The sequence below is a fragment of the Streptosporangium sp. NPDC005286 genome, assembly GCF_040607515.1.
Classification (GTDB): domain Bacteria; phylum Actinomycetota; class Actinomycetes; order Streptosporangiales; family Streptosporangiaceae; genus Streptosporangium.
This window is the reverse complement of sequence record NZ_JBEXGU010000005.1, coordinates 84,113-102,418: the sequence shown is the minus strand read 5'-3', so window position 1 is coordinate 102,418 and position 18,306 is coordinate 84,113. Positions and strand designations below refer to the sequence as shown.

18 protein-coding genes are annotated in these 18,306 nt (G+C 70.0%); 9 read left to right on the top strand and 9 right to left on the bottom strand.

Going from position 1 to position 18,306, the window contains the following annotated elements; translation table 11 throughout:
* Positions 1-80 precede the first annotated feature (80 nt).
* Positions 81-431, bottom strand: a complete 351-nt coding sequence (locus ABZU75_RS03710; RefSeq protein ID WP_030903982.1) for a histidine triad nucleotide-binding protein — start codon at positions 429-431, stop codon at positions 81-83.
* 282 nt (positions 432-713) lie between these two features.
* Here ABZU75_RS03710 and ABZU75_RS03705 point away from each other — a divergent pair, with 282 nt between their 5' ends.
* Complete coding sequence (locus tag ABZU75_RS03705; protein WP_043655278.1) at positions 714-1,193, top strand: SigE family RNA polymerase sigma factor; 480 nt, start codon at positions 714-716, stop codon at positions 1,191-1,193.
* On the top strand, positions 1,190-1,885 hold the full coding sequence (locus ABZU75_RS03700) for a hypothetical protein (RefSeq protein ID WP_355549140.1): 696 nt from the start codon (positions 1,190-1,192) through the stop codon (positions 1,883-1,885). The genes ABZU75_RS03705 and ABZU75_RS03700 overlap by 4 nt, the downstream gene beginning before the upstream one ends.
* 160 nt (positions 1,886-2,045) lie before the next feature.
* Here ABZU75_RS03700 and ABZU75_RS03695 read toward each other — a convergent pair whose 3' ends face one another.
* From ABZU75_RS03695 to hrcA, 3 genes are read right to left on the bottom strand one after another with little or no spacing between them, the layout of a single operon-like run.
* Entirely contained in the window at positions 2,046-2,777 is a 732-nt protein-coding gene (locus tag ABZU75_RS03695) for a 16S rRNA (uracil(1498)-N(3))-methyltransferase (protein ID WP_355549138.1), read from the bottom strand.
* A gap of 33 nt (positions 2,778-2,810) precedes the next feature.
* Positions 2,811-3,950 carry a molecular chaperone DnaJ gene (gene dnaJ / locus ABZU75_RS03690; RefSeq protein ID WP_355549136.1) on the bottom strand — a complete coding sequence of 380 codons (1,140 nt, stop codon included), beginning with the start codon at positions 3,948-3,950 and terminating at the stop codon, positions 2,811-2,813.
* A 14-nt stretch (positions 3,951-3,964) separates the two neighbouring features.
* Entirely contained in the window at positions 3,965-4,978 is a 1,014-nt protein-coding gene (hrcA, locus tag ABZU75_RS03685) for a heat-inducible transcriptional repressor HrcA (protein ID WP_355549200.1), read from the bottom strand.
* 183 nt (positions 4,979-5,161) lie between these two features.
* On the opposite strand from hrcA, the gene ABZU75_RS03680 reads away from it, so the two are divergent.
* From ABZU75_RS03680 to ABZU75_RS03670, 3 genes are read left to right on the top strand one after another with little or no spacing between them, the layout of a single operon-like run.
* Positions 5,162-5,902 carry a hypothetical protein gene (locus ABZU75_RS03680; protein ID WP_355549134.1) on the top strand — a complete coding sequence of 247 codons (741 nt, stop codon included), beginning with the start codon at positions 5,162-5,164 and terminating at the stop codon, positions 5,900-5,902.
* A gap of 58 nt (positions 5,903-5,960) precedes the next feature.
* The gene (locus ABZU75_RS03675) at positions 5,961-6,776 is read left to right on the top strand and encodes a DUF3097 domain-containing protein (protein WP_355549132.1); all 816 of its coding nucleotides are present in this window, start codon (positions 5,961-5,963) and stop codon (positions 6,774-6,776) included.
* Positions 6,777-6,800: 24 nt separating this feature from the next.
* Positions 6,801-7,454, top strand: a complete 654-nt coding sequence (locus tag ABZU75_RS03670; RefSeq protein WP_355549130.1) for a DUF4870 domain-containing protein — start codon at positions 6,801-6,803, stop codon at positions 7,452-7,454.
* 13 nt (positions 7,455-7,467) lie between these two features.
* Here ABZU75_RS03670 and hemW read toward each other — a convergent pair whose 3' ends face one another.
* A complete protein-coding gene (gene hemW, locus ABZU75_RS03665; RefSeq protein ID WP_355549127.1) occupies positions 7,468-8,679 on the bottom strand; it encodes a radical SAM family heme chaperone HemW in 1,212 nt (403 codons plus the stop codon).
* A 185-nt stretch (positions 8,680-8,864) separates the two neighbouring features.
* Here hemW and ABZU75_RS03660 point away from each other — a divergent pair, with 185 nt between their 5' ends.
* Positions 8,865-10,142: a glycoside hydrolase family 18 protein gene (locus ABZU75_RS03660; RefSeq protein ID WP_350913233.1), complete on the top strand. Its 1,278-nt coding sequence runs from the start codon at positions 8,865-8,867 to the stop codon at positions 10,140-10,142.
* A gap of 76 nt (positions 10,143-10,218) precedes the next feature.
* On the opposite strand, the gene ABZU75_RS03655 is transcribed toward ABZU75_RS03660, so the two are convergent.
* Positions 10,219-10,854, bottom strand: coding sequence for an MOSC domain-containing protein (locus ABZU75_RS03655; protein ID WP_355549124.1), 636 nt, complete (start codon positions 10,852-10,854; stop codon positions 10,219-10,221).
* A 95-nt stretch (positions 10,855-10,949) separates the two neighbouring features.
* A complete protein-coding gene (lepA, locus tag ABZU75_RS03650) occupies positions 10,950-12,788 on the bottom strand; it encodes a translation elongation factor 4 (RefSeq protein ID WP_355549198.1) in 1,839 nt (612 codons plus the stop codon).
* Positions 12,789-12,946: 158 nt separating this feature from the next.
* Here lepA and ABZU75_RS03645 point away from each other — a divergent pair, with 158 nt between their 5' ends.
* Both ABZU75_RS03645 and rpsT read left to right on the top strand, forming a co-directional pair.
* A complete protein-coding gene (locus ABZU75_RS03645) occupies positions 12,947-13,864 on the top strand; it encodes a hypothetical protein (protein WP_355549122.1) in 918 nt (305 codons plus the stop codon).
* A gap of 168 nt (positions 13,865-14,032) precedes the next feature.
* The gene (rpsT, locus tag ABZU75_RS03640) at positions 14,033-14,308 is read left to right on the top strand and encodes a 30S ribosomal protein S20 (RefSeq protein ID WP_355549120.1); all 276 of its coding nucleotides are present in this window, start codon (positions 14,033-14,035) and stop codon (positions 14,306-14,308) included.
* A 280-nt stretch (positions 14,309-14,588) separates the two neighbouring features.
* On the opposite strand, the gene holA is transcribed toward rpsT, so the two are convergent.
* On the bottom strand, positions 14,589-15,560 hold the full coding sequence (gene holA / locus ABZU75_RS03635; RefSeq protein ID WP_355549118.1) for a DNA polymerase III subunit delta: 972 nt from the start codon (positions 15,558-15,560) through the stop codon (positions 14,589-14,591).
* 109 nt (positions 15,561-15,669) lie between these two features.
* Between holA and ABZU75_RS03630 the strand changes: the two genes are divergently transcribed.
* Positions 15,670-15,825 carry a hypothetical protein gene (locus ABZU75_RS03630; RefSeq protein WP_343979879.1) on the top strand — a complete coding sequence of 52 codons (156 nt, stop codon included), beginning with the start codon at positions 15,670-15,672 and terminating at the stop codon, positions 15,823-15,825.
* Here ABZU75_RS03630 and ABZU75_RS03625 read toward each other — a convergent pair.
* On the bottom strand, positions 15,822-18,296 hold the full coding sequence (locus ABZU75_RS03625) for a ComEC/Rec2 family competence protein (RefSeq protein ID WP_355549115.1): 2,475 nt from the start codon (positions 18,294-18,296) through the stop codon (positions 15,822-15,824). The two genes, ABZU75_RS03630 and ABZU75_RS03625, sit on opposite strands and share 4 nt — an antisense overlap.
* Positions 18,297-18,306: the final 10 nt, after the last annotated feature.

Below are 18,306 nucleotides of genomic sequence, written 5' to 3'. Positions count from 1 at the left end.
CGGCCTGTTCGCCTCCAGATATAGGCGTGGAACTTCAACGCCATCGTATCCGTGATCGCCAGGATCGCGCTTGCCGGTTTTCAGCCGGGCGGCCACTTCAGCCCGCGCCCCCCGATCACGTGTCCATGCACGTGGAAGACGGTCTGACCGGCCTCGGGTCCGGTGTTGAACACCAGCCGGTAGCCCGATTCCGCGACTCCCTCCTGACTGGCGACCGCGTGCGCGGTCTTGAGCACGTCGTCGGCCAGCCCCTGGTCGGCGGCCGCCAGCGCCGCGGCGTCCCGATGGTGCTCCCTGGGGACCACCAGCACATGGGTCGGCGCCTGGGGGTTGACGTCACGGAAGGCCAGCGTGCGATCGGTCTCATAGACGATCTCCGCGGGGATCTCCCCGGCCACGATCTTGCAGAACAGGCAGTCGGCTTCGCTCACCATGCAGGCACCTTATCGCCGAGGACGTTGTGAATCGGTGATGGTTCCCGCCAGCAAACAAAGATCCGCCCGGATATGGTGGTTGTGCAAAACTTCAACCAAGACAGCCTTTGCGCACAGCACCATATGGCCGCCTGGCGAGGACACGACTGGGTCATGCCCCTTAATGAACCGGAAGAGCGTAAACCCTCTGGGAAGGCCGAGCGTCCCACTGATGTGACCACCGAGACCCTCGTGGCAGACAGATCGCTCGGGGCGGCGCCCGTCGGGTGGGATGCCGACATGGCCGTTACCGCGCTCTACAGCGCGCACTATCGGTCTCTTGTCCGTCTCGCCGTACTCCTCGTTCGCGACATGGCGACCGCGGAGGAGGTCGTGCAGGACGCGTTCGTCGCCATCCATGGCGCCTGGCGTCGCCTGCGCGACACCGACAAGGCACTGGCCTACCTGCGACAGTCGGTCGTGAACCGATCACGTTCGGTGCTTCGGCACCGGGCGGTCGTCGAGAAGTACGCGCCCAAGGGCATGCCCGACGCGCCGAGCGCCGAGAACGGGGCGATCGGCGAGTTCGAGCGCTCCGCCGTCATCGAGGCGCTCCGCGGGCTGCCCGCGCGCCAGCGGGAGGCCCTGGTCCTGCGCTACTACGGAGACCTGTCCGAGGCGCAGATCGCCCACGCGATGGGCATCAGCAAAGGCGCGGTCAAGAGCCACACCGCTCGCGGCATGGCCGCCCTACGAACCTCACTGGAGCAACTGTCATGACCGACTCCCCGGATGAGTACGGCGAGCTGCTCCGCCGTGCGCTCAGCGCGGAGGCGAACTCGGTCGTTCCCTCCCCTGACGGGCTGGAGATAATTCGCGCCCGTATCGAGCGACGTGGGCTCCGCTGGCTGACGTGGTGGCGGACCGGAGCCTCCGTCGCCGGTGCGCTCCTCGTCGCGGCGACCATCGTCATGGTGGTCCCCCAGTTCCGCGAACAGGTGATCCCCCAGGTGAGCACCGGCACGGTCAACTTCACCGAGTCCACTCCCCCGCCGGACGGATCAGCCACCTCAAGGCCCCCGGCTCCGTCCCAGCCGTCGTCCGGCCCCGCCCAGCCCCCCGCCGTCGGCAAGTCGGAGGCGGGCAACGGCACGCTCCCGCCGACGCCCACGCCGTCCAGGAGCACGACGCCCAGCACGAGGCCGACCTCCAAGGCGACCCCGGCACCGCCGGCTCCCAGGCCGACGCCGACGCCCACCTGCCCCACCCCCCTCGACGAACCGCCGGTCGACCCCAGCGGGATCTCCAAGCAGTGCGAGGAGGCCGAGGCGACCCCCGCGCCGACGAAGACGAGACCGCCGGCTCCCTCGGAGAGCCCGTGCTCGGCCAATGAGTGCGGGCCATCCGATGACGCGTCGCCCCCGATGCCGACGGAGGCGAGCATCCCCGCGCCGACCCCGGTCAGCAGCTAGACCCTGTCCGGCGGATCCCGGCGTGCCGAGGATCGGTCAGACGGCCTCTCCCGAGGCGGAGGAGTCCCGCGGGGCGAAGGAGGGAGCCGCGGCGTGCCACGGTGCCCGACGCGGTAGGCGGAAGGCACCGGGCGCGGGGCTCAGGACCGCCGGCCGGGGATCACCAGCGGCCGCTGCGTGCCTGGAGCACCGCCGCCGCGACGACCCCGGCCGTCGAGGTACGCAGCACCGTCGGCCCGAGCAGCGCCGGCACCGCCTTGGCCTCGCGGAAGACGGCGATCTCCTCCTGCGACACCCCGCCCTCCGGGCCGACCACCACGACGATGTCGCCGCCCGCGGGGAGCGGCAGGCCGGACAGCGGGGAGGCGGCCTCCTCGTGCAGCACGACGCCGAGCGCCGCCGCCGACAGCAGGGCGGCGACCCCGGCGGTGGAGGCGAGCTCGGTCACCTCGGGCAGGCGGAAGCGACGTGACTGCTTGCCCGCCTCACGCGCCGTGGAGCGCCAGCGGGCCAGCGCCTTGGCCGCGCGCTCGCCCTTCCACTGGGTGACACACCTGGCCGCGGCCCAGGGGACGATCACGTCCACCCCCGCCTCGGTCATCATCTCCACGGCCAGCTCGCCCCGATCGCCCTTGGGCAGCCCCTGGACCACGACCAGACGCGGGGACGGCACGGGCACCTCGTGACGGCGCAGTACCTGGACCCGGAGCGAATCCTTGCCCGCCTCGATCACCACGCACTCGGCGACGGAGCCCGCCCCGTCCGTCAGGTCAAGCCGCTCCCCGGCCCGCAGCCGCCGTACGGCCGCCGCGTGGCGCCCTTCGGGGCCGCCGAAGACGAACTCCGGCCTGGCCAGGTCGGCGGGTTCGGCCAGGAAGACCGGAACGGTCATGAGCCGTCGGGGCGTGAGCGGGAGCGGTCCGGGTCAGCGGCCATTGAAGGCGTCCCGCAGCCGGGAGAAGAAACTCTGCTGCCCGGGGGCGAACTTGCCGGGCGGGCGCTCCTCGCCGCGGAGCTTGGCGAGCTCCCTCAGCAGCTCCTCCTGTGCCGTATCGAGACGGGAGGGGGTCTCCACGTTCACATGGATCAGCAGATCGCCGCGGCCGGTCTCGTTCAGGCGCTGCACACCGCGGCCGTAGAGCGGGATCGTCTGCCCCGACTGCGTACCGGGACGGATGTCCAGCTCCTCGGCTCCGTCGAGCGTCTCCATGGTCAGGATGGTGCCGAGCGCGGCCGCGGTCATCGGGATCTGCACCGTGCAGTGCAGGTCGTCGCCGCGCCGCTCGAAGATCTCGTGGGGGCGCTCGACGATCTCCAGGAACAGGTCGCCGGGCGGGCCGCCACCTGGGCCGATCTCACCCTCTCCGGCGAGCTGGATGTGGGTGCCGTCCTCCACCCCGGCCGGGATGCGGACCTTGATGGTCCGCCGGGTACGGACCCGGCCGTCGCCGGAGCACTCCTGGCAGGGGTGGCGGATGATCGACCCGAAGCCGCCGCACTGGGGACAGGGCCGTGAGGTCATGACCTGGCCGAGGAAGGAGCGGGTGACCTGGGAGACCTCGCCCCGGCCATGACACATGTCACAGGTGTCGGGGTGGGTGCCTGCGGCGGCGCCCGAACCCGTGCAGACCTCGCAGACCACCGCGGTGTCGACGACCAGCTCACGGGTCGTGCCGAAGCCCGACTCGCGCAGGTCGAGCTCGACCCGGATGGTGGCGTTGCGTCCGCGACGGGCACGCGAGCGGGGGCCGCGACCGCCGCCGCCACCGGCCGCGCCGAAGAAGGCGTCCATGATGTCGCTGAACGGGAAACCGGCACCGAAGCCTCCGGCCCCCGCACCGCCCGAGGCGAACGGGTCGGCCCCCATGTCGTACATCTGCCGCTTGCTGGAGTCGGACAGGACCTCGTAGGCCTGGGTGATCTCCTTGAAGCGCTCCTGAGTCTCGGGGTCGGGGTTGACGTCAGGATGCAGTTCGCGCGCCAGACGTCGGTACGCCTTCTTGATCTCTTCCGCACTGGCGTCACGGCGCACCCCGAGGGTGCCGTAGTAGTCGCTCTTAGCCACTTTTCGTTGACCTCTTATGATGCAGCCAGGATCTGGCTGACGTAGCGTGCCACCGCGCGCACCGCGCCCATCGTGACCGGATAGTCCATCCGCGTTGGGCCCAGCACACCTAGCCGGGCCAGTTGCTTGTCCCCAGAACCGTATCCGGCGGCGACGATCGACGTGCCCTGGAGTCCGGTGTAGGGGTTCTCCGAGCCGATCCGCACGGTCAGCGCCGACAGGTCGGAGGTCTCACCGAGCAGTCGCATGAGCACGACCTGCTCTTCCAGCGCCTCCAGCACATCGCGGAGCCCGACCGTGAAGTCGGCTCCCGCGAGGTTGGCGGCCCCGGCAAAAACGATCTTTTCATCGTGCCTGTCCACCAGGGACTCCAGCAGCACGGACAGGATCGTGGCCGCGAGCGGCCGGTCCTCGGCGGGCAGCCGCTCCGGCAGGTCGGCGACCTTGTCGGGAACGCCGGTGAGCCCGCAGCCGTCGAGGGAGGTGTTGAGGACCGCTCGCAGATGGGCCACCCGCTGCTCGTCCACGACGTCGGGCAGCTCGACCACGCGCTGCTCCACCCGGCCGGTGTTGGTGATGAGCACGAACATCAGCCGGCGCTCGCTCAGCGGCACCAGCTCGACGTGCCGGACCGTCGAGTTGGTCAGCGTCGGGTACTGCACCACGGCGACCTGCCGGGTGAGCTGGGCAAGCAGCCGCACCGTTCGCATGACGACGTCGTCGATGTCCACCGCACCCGCGAGAAAGCTCTCGATGGCCTTGCGCTCCGCGCTCGACAGGGGTTTCACCTGCGAGAGCCGGTCAACGAAGAGCCGGTAGCCCTTGTCCGTGGGCACCCGGCCGGCGCTGGTGTGGGGCTGGGCGATGTAGCCCTGCTCCTCCAGCACCGCCATGTCGTTACGGATCGTCGCCGGGGACACCCCCAGACTGTGCCGATCCGCGAGAGCCTTGGAACCCACCGGCTCGTTGGTGGACACGTAGTCCTCGACGATGGCGCGAAGCACGGCGAGCTTCCGGTCGTCGACCAACGTGGTCACCTCCCTGCCTGCGTTCAGATGGGAAACACGAGGTCTGGCACTCTGTGTTCCCGAGTGCCAAGTGTACGGCCCCCGTGCGGAAGGCGCGATAAGCAAGAGGTGCGGATGATGACGCCAAGCCATTGGCAAGTCAACTGCTATCGCGCTTCAACCGGTTCCCGTCACAATTCGTACATGTCCAATGATTTTGGTTCTTTTCCGGGCGACGCCTCCCGCGGCCCCGGTTACGGCTCCCCCCAGCAGCCGTATGGTCAGCAGCCCCACCAGAACGGCCCCTCCTACGGTTACGCACCTCCCGGCTACGGCGCCCCGCAGAGCCCGCCCCCCACCGGGAAGATCAAGCCCGGTATCGGATGGATCGTCGGGGTATGGCTGCTCGCCCTGGTCAGCATCATCGTCGGCATCGGCGGCTTCGCCGGTGGCGTGCTGGGCGCGGTCACCAGCGCGGCGCCGACGAAGACGTTCGCCCCCGGCGAAAACACGACGGTCACGCTCGACCCGGCCGACAAGCCCGCCATTTATGTCTCCACCAGTGGACCCACCAATTTCGAGTGCACGCTGACCGGCGGCACCGGCACGCCCAGCCTGCAGAAGCCGCTCGTCCAGCAGACCGTGTCGGGCTCCGATGGCGTCGTCTGGGAGATGGGCCTGCAGATCGGCGTGGAGCAGGCAGGCGACTACCAGGTCACCTGTACCGCCGACCCCGTGGAGGGCACCACGTTCGGCGTGGGCCGGGAACTCACCGCCGGATCACTGGTCGGCGGGGTGGTCGCCCTGTTCGCGGTGCCCGGCATCGGGATCCTGCTGGCCATCATCGTGACGATCGTCGTATTGGTGAAGCGGGGCAACGCCCGCAAGCGCAGGGCCGCCGCGTCGGCGGGGCAGTGGGGAGCGCCGGGACCCTACGGCAGGTGACCGTGGCGTTTGCTAGCGTCCCACGTGATCCTTTGCGAGAGACGGTGGGCGGTCGGTGATGTACGAGCGTGACGTTCTGGCGGGAGACTGGCGGCGCCCCCGCAGAGGGGGGATTCCCCAGGTTCCCGCCGAACTCGATCTGGTCGTCGAGGACGCCGACGGCGGCTTCTGCGGCGCCGTGGTGGCCTGCGACAAGGAGGCCGTCACCCTGGAGGACCGCTTCGGCCGCCGGCGGGTCTTCCCACTGGAGCCCGCCGCCTTCCTCCTGGAGGGCAAGGCGGTGACGCTCGTGCGCCCGGCCGCCGCACCACATGGCCCCAGGCGGAGCGCGTCGGGCTCCATCGCGGTGGAGGGCCTGCGGGCCCAGGTGGCCAGGGAGAGCCGGATATACGTGGAGGGCGTGCACGACGCCGCGCTCGTGGAGAAGGTCTGGGGCCACGACCTGAGGGTCGAGGGTGTGGTCGTGGAGTATCTGGAGGGGGTCGATCACCTGCCCGCCATCGTCGAGGAGTTCCGACCGGGCCCTGGCCGCCGCCTGGGTGTGCTCGTCGACCACCTGGTCCCCGGTTCCAAGGAGAGCCGGATCGCCGCGCGGATCTCCTCCCCGCACGTGCTAATCGTCGGGCACCCGTTCGTGGACGTCTGGCAGGCGGTCAAGCCGCACACGCTCAAGATCTCCTCCTGGCCGTCGGTGCCGCGCGGCGTGCCCTGGAAGGAGGGCGTCATCGCCGCGCTGGGCTGGAAGACGGAACCCGGCGACGCGTGGCGCCGCATCCTCGGATCGGTTACGACATATGCCGATCTGGAGCCCGAGCTGCTCGGTCCGGTCGAAGAGCTGATCGACTTCGTCACGGTTCCCGGCGAGGATGGCTAGGCCGTCAACCCAACAGGAGGGGCCATGAGCGAGAACCTTGGGGATTCACCGGGCGAGGACCGGACGGAGCGGCGCATCGGCGATCCTCCGCCCGGCCACACGACGCCGGGCCACACGACACCGGGCCGCACCATGCCGGGCCACACGACACCGGCCCACACGACACCGGGCCGCACCATGCCCGGCCAGAGCGTCCCGCCGCCGGGCCAGGGCCACGGACAACCGGGCCAGGGCTACCCCTCCCCCCCGTACGACCCGAGCGGTTACGGCTACCAGGATGGATACGCCCAGTACGGCGGGTACGGCCGGCCGGTGGGTTACGGCTACCAGGCGCCGCCGGGGACCTACGGCCCGCGGCCCGGCAGTGACGACACCACCATGGCGATGCTCGCCCACCTGCTGGGCCTGCTGACCAGCTTCGTCGGCCCGCTGGTGCTCTACCTCGCCAAGAAGGACGAGTCACCCTACGTGCGGGACCAGGCCGCCGAGGCCCTCAACTTCCAGCTCACGGTGATGATCGCCTATTTCGTCTGCATGGTCCTGGTGTTCGTGCTCATCGGCTTCGTGCTGATGTTCCTCGTCTGGATCGGGTCGATCATCATGATGGTCATCGCCGCGGTGGCGGCCAACCGGGGGGAGAACCACCGCTATCCGATGAGCATCCGCTTCGTCAGCTGACCGGGGCCGGAACTCAGGTGAGGTCGCGGACCAGGGCGTCGGCCAGCAGGCGGCCGCGCAGGGTGAGCACCGCCCGGCCCGCCTTGAACGGCTCCGTCTCCAGCAGGCCGTCGGCCAGCGCGCGGGCGACCACCCGGGGGCGGTCGAGCTCCCCGAGCGGGAAGCCCTGGGCGAGCCGCAGCTCCAGCATCAACCGCTCCACCGCCCTGTCCCCGGCCCCCAGCACCTCTCGCGCCTGGGCGGGCGAGGTGCCCGCGGCCAGTCGCCGGGCGTAGGCGGCGGGGTGCTTGACGTTCCACCAGCGGGTGCCGCCGACGTGGCTGTGCGCCCCCGGACCGACGCCCCACCAGTCTCCGCCGGTCCAGTAGAGCAGGTTGTGCCGGCATCGCCCGGCCTCGGAGGTCGCCCAGTTGGACACCTCGTACCACTCGAACCCCGCCTCGGCCAGCATGGCGTCGGCGATCAGGTAACGGTCGGCGGCCACGTCGTCGTCGGGCATCGGGAGCTCGCCCCGCCTGATCCTGGCGGCCAGCCTCGTCCCGTCCTCGACGATCAGCGAGTACGCGGAGACATGGTCGGGTCCCGCCTCGATCGCCGCGGCCAGCGAAGCGCGCCAGTCGTCGTCGCTCTCCCCCGGCGTGCTGTAGATCAGGTCAAGGTTGACGTGCTCGAACCCCGCCTGCCTCGCCTCCCGTACGGCCCGCGCCGGGCGGCCGGGGGTGTGGCGACGGTCCAGCACCGCGAGCACGTGCTCACGGGCACTCTGCATCCCGAAGCTCATCCGGTTGAACCCACCCTCGCGAAGCTCCGCCAGGTAGGCGGGGTCCACCGACTCGGGGTTGGCCTCGGTGGTCACCTCGGCGCCGGGAGCGAGCCCGAACTCCTCCTCGATCGCCCCCAGGATCCGTACCAGGTCCCCGGCCGGTAGCAGGGTCGGGGTGCCCCCGCCGAAGAACACGGTCTCGACCGGGAGGCGCGCGGCGCCGAGGTTGGCCCGCGCCCGCCGCACCTCGTCGACGGCGGTGTCCGCGTAGTCCCGCTGCGCGGCGCCGGGACCGAGTTCCGAGGCCGTGTAGGTGTTGAAGTCGCAGTAACCGCACCGGGTCACGCAGAAGGGCACGTGGACGTAGAAGCCGAAGGGCCGCTCGCCGAGTCCGGCGAGCGCGCTCTCGGGGAGTTCGCCCGAGGCGGGTACGGGATCCCCGTCGGGAAGTGTGGATGGCACGCCCCAAGTCTGCCGCTCCCCACGCGATGCCCGGGACGTCGCCCCGGCTGTGGAACGCCCGCCGCCGGCCGTCCACCGGTCAAACCACCGCGGGCCGTTGACGGCCGGATCGCACAGGTCTACGATCCGGGAAAACTTAAAGGAAAGTTTCCTATAAGTTACTATTCCGAGCAGTGGAGAAGCCCGTGCAGAGACTCCTCCGGAACATGATCGCGGCAGCCCTCGCCGCAGGTCTCGCGGCAGTGGCCTTACCGGCCCCGGCCCAGGCCCAGACCCCCTCAGGAAACGGTGACCGCTTCAAGCGGGTCGCCTACTTCATCCAGTGGGGCGTCTACGGCCGCGACTACCACGTCAAGGACATGGAGAGCAGTGGCGCCGCCGCCAAGCTGACTCACATCAACTACGCCTTCGGCTTCGTCAACGCCGAGGGCGACTGCTACTCCGCCGACCCGTGGGCCGACTGGCAACGCCCGGTGGCCGCCGAGCAGAGCGTGGACGGCGTCGGCGACGCCGAGGGCCAGGCGCTGAACGGCAACCTGAACCAGCTGAAGAAGCTCAAGGCCAAGCACCCCGGCCTCAAGACGCTGATCTCCCTCGGCGGCTGGACCGGCTCGAAGTACTTCTCCGACGCGGTGCTGACCCCCTCCGGACGCGCCAGGCTGGCCTCCTCCTGCATCGATCTGTGGCTCAGGGGCAACCTGCCCGGCACCGCCCCCGGCACCGGAGCGGGCGTGTTCGACGGCATCGACCTCGACTGGGAGTGGCCGGGCTCCTCCGGCAACGAGGGCAACGTCATCCGTCCCGAGGACAAGCGGAACTTCACCCTGTTCGTCACCGAACTGCGCCGCCAGATGAACGAGTTCGACCGGCGCACCGAGCTGACCGCCTTCCTGCCCGCCGCCGCCGCGAAGATCGACGCGGGCTTCGAGGTCCGCGACGTCTTCAAGCAGCTCACCTTCGCCACGGTCCAGGGCTATGACCTGCACGGCTCGTGGGAGAACGTCACCGGCCACAACGGCAACCTGTTCAACGACCGGCGCGACCCCAACCCGGTGAAGTACAGCGTGGATCAGACGGTCCGCGACTACCTCACGCGTGGCGCCCCGGCCAAGAAGATCGTGGTGGGCGTGCCCGCGTACGGTCAGGGCTGGACCGGCGTCACCGGCGGCAGGAACGGCCTGTACGGCACCGCCACCGGTCCCGCGCCGGGCACCTTCGCCGCCGGCAGCGAGGACTACAAGATCCTGGTGAACAAGCCGGGCAAGCGCTACCGCGACCTGCTGACCGGAACCGTGTGGCTCTACGACGGCAACGAGTTCTGGTCCTACGACGACCCGGCCTCGCTGGCCCAGAAGGCGGCCTACATCCGCCTGAAGGGCCTCGGCGGCTCGATGATGTGGTCCATCGACCAGGACGACACCTCGGCGTCGCTCACCTCGGCGCTCTACAGAATCCTGCGCTGAGCGACCCTCTCATACCGGGCGGGGCCGCAGAATCTGGGTCACCTGCGGCCCCGCCCGCACGTTCGTCCCCGGACGCCTAACCGCGCTCGCGGCCCAGCACCCGCTCGGCGACCCTGTCCCACTTCTCCGGGTGGCCCGGGTGGGCGAGCAGGCGGCGCAGCAAGTCTCTGTCACCGTGGTAGGCGCGGAAGGACTCGGTGACCGTGACGCTGCCCTCGGGGCGCGAGACGATCTCGACGGTGTCGCCCCGGCCCAGCTCGCCCGGCTCGACCACCCGCAGGTAGGCGCCGACCCGCCCGGCCCGGGTGAAGCTCTTGAGCCAGCCCTGCTCCCCGATCCAGCCGCGGAACACCGAGCACGGCACCCTCGGTCCGGTCACCTCGGCCAGAACCGTGCCCATCCGCCAGCGCTCCCCGATCCTGGCCCCGTTGACGTCGAGCCCCGCTGTCGTGAGGTTCTCCCCGAACATGCCGTCGCGCAGCTCCCGGCCCAGCTCGGCCTGCCACCAGTCATAGTCCTCCCGCGCGTAGGCGTAGAGCGCCTGATCGGAAGAGCCGTGGTGCTCCAGGTCGGCCCTCTCGTCCTGGGCCAGACCGCTCTCCGAGGCCCCGACCCGGCCGCCCACGGGGGTCTTGTCTATCGCGGTGCGCTTGAGACGACCGGCCCACTCCGCGTCGACCGCGCGACCCACGTTCACCGAGACAATGTGCATGACCGGACGGTATCGGAGCCCTCAATCGGAAGGCGAACCGATATCCACCGCTTCTCCATGCCCGGTTCCAAGCCTGGCCGGGCCCTCGGCGTCCTTTACTTCTTGGACTTGTCCACGGAGGACTCGGTGGACAGCGCGGCGACGAACGCCTCCTGGGGCACCTCGACGCGGCCGACCATCTTCATCCGCTTCTTGCCCTCCTTCTGCTTCTCCAGCAGCTTGCGCTTGCGGGAGATGTCGCCGCCGTAGCACTTGGCGAGGACGTCCTTGCGGATGGCACGGATGTTCTCACGGGCGATGACCCGGGCGCCGATGGCCGCCTGGATCGGCACCTCGAACTGCTGCCTGGGGATGAGCTCGCGCAGTTTCTTGGCCATCTCGACGCCGTAGGCGTAGGACTTCTCCCGGTGAACGATGGCGCTGAAGGCGTCCACGGCCTCACCCTGGAGCAGGATGTCGACCTTGACCAGGTCCGACTCCTGCTCGCCGGAGGGCTCGTAGTCCAGCGAGGCGTAGCCGCGCGTACGGGACTTGAGCTGGTCGAAGAAGTCGAAGATGATCTCGCCGAGCGGCATCGTGTAGCGGATCTCGACGCGATCCTCGGACAGGTAGTCCATGCCCTGCAGGTTGCCCCGGCGGTTCTGGCAGAGCTCCATGATGGCGCCGATGAACTCCGACGGGACGAGCACCGTCGACTTCACCATCGGCTCGAAGACCTTGTCCACCTTGCCGGTGGGGAACTCCGAGGGGTTGGTGACGACGACCTCCTTACCGTCCTCCATGATCACTCGATAGACCACGTTGGGCGCGGTGGAGATGAGCGAGAGGTTGAACTCGCGCTCCAGCCGCTCGCGGACGATCTCCATGTGGAGCAGGCCGAGGAAGCCGCAGCGGAAGCCGAAGCCCAGGGCGGCGGAGGTCTCCGGCTCGTAGACCAGGGCCGCGTCGTTGAGCTGGAGCTTGTCCAGCGCCTCGCGGAGCTCGGGATAGTCGTCACCGTCAATGGGGTACAGACCCGAGAAGACCATGGGCTTGGGGTGCTGGTATCCGCTGAGCGCCTCGGCGGCCGACCTCGACACGGAGGTCACCGTGTCACCGACCCGCGACTGGCGGACGTCCTTCACACCGGTGATCAGGTAGCCCACCTCACCGACGCCCAGCCCCTGGTCGGCGATCTTCGGTTCGGGCGAGATGACGCCGATCTCCAGCGTCTCGTGGGCCGCGCCGGTGGACATCATCAGGATGCGCTCACGCTTGCCCAGGTGTCCGTCCATGACCCGGACGTACGTGATCACGCCTCGGTAGGTGTCGTAGACCGAGTCGAAGATCAGCGCGCGGGCGGGCGCGTCGGCGTTGCCGACTGGGGCCGGGATGTTCTCGACCACGTGGTCCAGGAGCTCGCGAACGCCCACACCGGTCTTGCCGGAGACCCTCAGCACGTCCTCCGGGTCGCAGCCGATGAGGTGGGCGATCTCCGCGGCGTACTTCTCCGGCTGGGCGGCGGGCAGGTCGATCTTGTTGAGCACCGGGATGATCGTCATGTCGTTGTTCATGGCCAGGTAGAGGTTGGCCAGGGTCTGCGCCTCGATCCCCTGCGCGGCGTCGACCAGCAGGATCGCGCCCTCACACGCCTGGAGCGACCGGGAGACCTCATAGGTGAAGTCGACGTGCCCGGGAGTGTCGATCATGTTGAGGACGTAGTCGGTCTCGCCGACCTTCCACGGCAGCCTGACCGCCTGCGACTTGATCGTGATGCCGCGCTCGCGCTCGATGTCCATCCGATCGAGATACTGGGCGCGCATGGAACGGTCGTCGACCACTCCGGTGATCTGCAGCATGCGGTCGGCTAGCGTCGACTTGCCATGGTCGATATGCGCGATGATGCAGAAGTTGCGAAGCACCGCGGGGTCGGTCTGGCCAGGCTGAATGCGCACCGGGGTCCGTTTCAACAGATTGATGACGATCACACGACTGGCATGCCAGCCGCCTTCCATGGTGACATGTCCGGGTGATTGCCCGGACCAGAGCACGACTCGGCCTGCGTTTTCTCGCTGTGGTGGCGGCCCTGCTCCTTGCGCTTCCAGGGTTGGCCGTGGCCACCCTCACCCTGCAGTTTACCGGGACGCCCGCCCCGTGGGCGAAGACGACCGGCCACGACGCCCTGTGGCTCGGCCACGCATGGGTCGACGGCAGGAAGACCCACGACGACGTGCGGACGCTCGCCGCCAGGCTCCGCAAGACCGGTATCAAGGACGTCTATCTCCACTCGGGACCGTTCGACCACGACGGGACGTTGCCCATCGAGAGATATCCCAGGGCCGTCGACCTTCTGAAGTGGTGGCGCGAGGAGTTGCCGAAGGTCAGGATCTCGGCCTGGCTCGGCCAGAAGGTCGACGGCACCCTGGACCTCGACGACGCGGCCTCCAGGCAGCGTGTGCTGGACGGGGCGCGCGCGATCATGGCGCTCGGCTTCGACGGCGTGCACTACAACTTCGAGCCGATCGGCGACGGCGACACCGAGTTCCTCGACCTGCTGACTCGGACCCGCGCGATCGTGGGCGACGGTCTGCTCTCCACCTCGACCCCGCAGATCGAGCCGTTCCCGCTCACCCGCCCGGCCGTACGCGCCGTCCTCGGCCACGACAAGTACTGGTCGCCCGACTACTTCCGCCAGGTGGCGAAGCTTACCGACCAGGTAGCGATCATGACCTACGACTCGTATCTCCCCTTCCCCTCCGTATACGGCGGCTACGTCGTGCGGCAGAGCACGCTGGCGCTGGAACTCGTCCCCGAGGAGAAGACGGTGCTGATCGGCGCCCCGGCCTATCACGACCACGGCGTCTCCTGGGCCGACGAGGCCGAGAGCGTCGAGAAGGCGGCCAGGGGCGCCCGGCTGGCACTGACCTCGTACGGCAAACCCCGTGAGCGGTTCGGGCTGGCGATCTACGTCGACTTCGCCGCCACCAAGGAGGACTGGGCTGAGTACGACAAGTTCTGGTTCAAGCCGTGAGGATTACGGTCCGAGCGATCAGAATCACACGCTAAACTGATCAGGCATCCCTCTGCCCGGCCTGTCGATTTGAGCGACGACCTCGGCAGTTGGTAGCCTAGTCAACTGCGTGTGGCGCGCCCTCTCTGCCCGCGCGCCCCATCCAACGACATTCACCGAGGCTTCTTCGTGGCGAACATCAAGTCCCAGATCAAGCGCAACCGGCAGAACGAGAAGGCCCGGCTGCGTAACAAGGCTGTCAAGTCTTCCCTGAAGACGGCCATCCGCAAGTTCCGCGAGGCCGCCGACCAGGGTAACGTCGAGCAGGCCGCTGTGCTCCAGCGCGCCGCCGCCCGCCAGCTGGACAAGGCTGCCAGCAAGGGCGTCATCCACAAGAACCAGGCCGCCAACCGCAAGTCGGCGATCGCCCAGCGCGCCGCCGCCCTGTCGACGGCCACCAAGTAGTTTCAGGTTTCGCGGACGCCGCCCCCCTCGCGGGGTGCGGCGTTCTTGCGTTTCATCCGCCCGTGACGCTTGGCGCACCGAGTTTCTCGCCCCTGGTGGCCTCGTGACGCGTCGCCGACGGCACGCCCCTGTGGGCCGGGGCGGCGTGATGCCGAGCGTGTCCCCGCCCGGCCGGCCCCGTTTTCCGCACCTGCCGCATCGTTGCAGCTCAGCTGCTATACCTGATCCAGTGCAGCGGGTGATCACCCCAGGTCGATCGGGGTCATGTGCGGAATGCAGGCTAGCGTCCGGTGCGGCTGGCGACCACGGTCTGGACCATGTGCTCCAGCGCGTACGCGGGGTCGGCGCCGCCGCCCTTCACCTGAGCGTCGGCGGTGGCGACGGCCTGGATCGCGCGGGCGAGGCCCTCGGGCCCCCAACCGTTCAGCTGCCGCTGGACCCGTTCGATCTTCCAGGGCGGCATGCCGAGCCGACCGGCGAGTTGACCGCCCCTCAGGTTGCGGGGAGCACCGCCCACCTTCGCCAGCGAGCGCAGGCCCCCGGCGAGCGCGCTGACCAGCAGGACCGGTGCCGTACCGGTCGCCAGGGCCCAGCGCAGTTGCTCCAGGGCGTCGCCCAGGCGCCCCTCGACTGCCGAGTCGGCCACGGTGAACCCGCTGACCTCGGCCCTGCCCCGGTGGTAGCGCGCCACGGCGGCCTCGTCGATCGCCTTGCCGGGGGTGTCGAAGGCGAGCTGGCTGCAGGCGGCGGCGAGCTCGCGCAGGTCGTTGCCCACGGCGTCGAGGAGCGTGGCGGCGGCGTCCGCCCCGATGGTGCGCCCGGCCCGTTTCAGCTCCGCCTTGACGAACGCCAGCCGCTCGGCCGGTTTGGTCACCTTGGTGACCGAGACCACCTGTGCCCCGGCTTTCTTGACCCCGTCGACCAGTGCCTTCCCCTTGACGCCCCCCGGATGGACGAGGATCAGCACGGTCTCCTCGGCCGGGTGAGCCGCATAGGAGACGACTTCGGCGATGACGTCCTTGCCGAGGTCCTGGGCCGAGCGGACGACCACCACGGACCTGTCGCCGAACAGCGATGGCGACGTCAGACGGGTGAGCTCCCCGAGCTCCATCTTCGCGCCGGGGAGGTCGTGCACCTCGGCGGTCGGATCGGCCGCCTTGGCCGCCGAGGTCACCTCGCTCACCGCGCGGTCGGCCAGCAGTTCCTCGTCGCCGAGTATCAGGATCACGGGTGCCGGATCGGTTGCCGCCATGCCGAGCAGCATGCCATGTCCCGGTGACGGGAGGGGCATCGGCAAGTCGTTCGCAATTGGAATGCAGGTGCCGTGAGACACCCTGGGAACATCACAGGAGGTGAAAACCATGACAAACTCCACTATTCGCCGCCACGCCTGCCCGCGCTGCGGAACATCCCTCGACGAGGGCCCGATCATGTACCGCTGCGCGCGCTGCAGCCGGTCGGTCTACGCCGCCGACGTGGACACCGAGTTCCGCCGCCCGGCCAAGGTCACGTCCTAGCCCCGTACCGGAGCCCCTCCGGCCGGAGCGCTCCTTTGGGGGATGACGGACAGGGCTCCCCCACTGTCCACCACGGCGAGGTCCCCCGACAGATCCGTCCGGTGGACGCGCACACCGAGCCGGTACAGCGTGGCCAGGGTCGACGGGGCGGGATGGCCGTAGTCGTTGTCCGCCCCCACGCTGATGAGGGCGGCACGAGCACCGATGGCGGCGAAGAAGGCCGGGTCGTACCTGCTGGACCCGTGATGCGGAACCTTGAGGATCTCGGCGGGCGGCAGGCCCCTGCGGAGCAGCTCCGCCTGAGCCTCGGTCTCGATGTCGCCGCTGAGCAGAGCCGACCCCGCGGCCCAGCGAACATGCACCACGACGCTGGCGTTGTTGACGGCCGCTCCCTTCCCCGCGCCAGTCAGGGACGCCTCGGCCACCGGGCCGATGACCGTCAGCTCGGAGGGCCCGAACCGCCAGCTCGCCCCCGGACTCGCCACCCACTCGACCACACGGCGGCGGGCGAGATCCTCGCTCAGCCTCACCCCCTCGTGCTCCCCGGCATCGCCTCCGGTGCCGCGCGGGGTCACCAGCACCGCTCCCACCGCACGCCCGCGGAAGACACCGTCGAGCCCTCCCACATGGTCGAGGTGCGGATGGGTGAGGATGACCAGCGGCACCTCCCCGATTCCCATGGAACGCAGACAGCGGTCCACCCGGACGGGATCGGGCCCCGCGTCCACTACCACGGCTCGCCCAGGCCCTGCCGCGACCAGCAACGCGTCTCCCTGACCGACATCGCAGGCCACCAGCAACCATCCGCGAGGCGGCCAGCGAGTCACGATCGGCGCGGCCACCGTCACGGCGAGAACCAGGCCGACGACGGTCGCCAGGGCGATCAGGCGTGTCCCCCGGTGCCGTAGTACCAGCACGGCGAGCGGGACGGCAGCGGCCAGCAGGAGCAGCCCGGTGACACCGCCCGGCCACGGGAGCACACCCAGCGGGAGCCCAGCGGTGTGCCCGGCCACCTCGATGATCCATCCGGTGGCCAGACCCGCCGGCCGGACCAGCAGCTGCGCGAGCCCCATGTGCAGGGGGGCGACCAGCGCCACCACGAAGCCGAGCAGGGTGGCCGGGGCCACGGCCGGGCCCGCGAGCAGGTTGGCCGGGATCGCCACCGGTGCGAGCTGCCCGGACATGAGGACCAGGACGGGGGTGACGGCGGCCTGGGCCGCGGCGGCCACGGCGATCGCCTCCGCCGCCCAGCGGGGCATTCGGGTCGAGAGCCGGTCGCGCCAGCGCGGTGCGAGGACCAGAATGCCCGCGGTGGCGAAGACCGACAGGGCGAAGCCGTAGGAGCGGGCGAGGTCGGGGACAAAGAAGATCAACCCCAGAACCGTCGCCGACAGAGCCGCGACGCCGTCGCGCGAGCGGCCCGTGCCGAGTGCCACGGCGGCTACCCCGCCCATCAGTAGAGCCCTGAGCACACTGGGCGAGGGCCGGGCGACGACCGAGAAGGCGACCATGGCCGAGATCGCCAGCACCGCCCGCGCGGCGAGTGGCAGACCGGCCATCCTGGCCATCGCGACCGCCGCACCGGCCACGACGGCGAGGTTCGCGCCGGAGACGGCGAGCAGGTGGCTGAGGCCGGCCGCCTTGAAGTCGGCCCTGACCTGGTCGTCCATCCGGGACACGTCACCGACCACCAGGCCGGGCAGCAGCCCGCGCTGCGCCGGCGGCAACACCTCGGCCGCCTTCCTCAGCCCCGATCTGAGCACCCCGGCCGCGCGTTGCTCCCAGGAGGGCCCGCTCAGGACTCGCGGTGCCCCCCTGACCAGCACCACCGCCGCGAGCAGCTCACCGGGGTCCGCCGGGCCGAAGCGCCCGCTGACCTCGACCCGCTGGCTGGGCAGCAGCGAGCGCCACTCCGCGCCGGAGACGAAAAGCAGCACCGGAGCCCGCAGCGTCACCCTGTCCGCTCCCGTCCCGACCGACTCGACCCGGGCGGGCACCACGAAGCTCTCCCGTCGGAACAGCCCGCCACGCCGGGCCACCTCCCGGGGGTCGTCGGTCACCACCGCCTCCGCCACCGCCGAGGCGTGCCTTCCGGCCAGCTCGGCGACCGGTCCCGTACCGGCGGCGTGCACCCGGAAGGCCACCGACCCGGCCACCGCGGCCGTGCACCCCAGGACCGCGATCACCGCGTTACGCCAGCCCGCCGTCCTCCCTGTCCGGACCGGAACAGCCACGGCCAGGGCACCCACGGCCGTGAGACCGGCCACCACGGCACCCGTCGCCGCAGGACAGCCCAGCAGGACGAGGGCGGTCACCCACGATGCCGCCGCGGGCAGGAGCAGATGCGCGGCATGCGCGCCCCACCCCTTTCCGGAACTCCTGGAACCGCCGGCCTTCCCGGGAGCGCCGGAACCATCAGGGCTCTCGGTATCCCCGGCGCGCTCGACCTCGACGGCCGGGCCGGCTCGCATCGCGACCGCC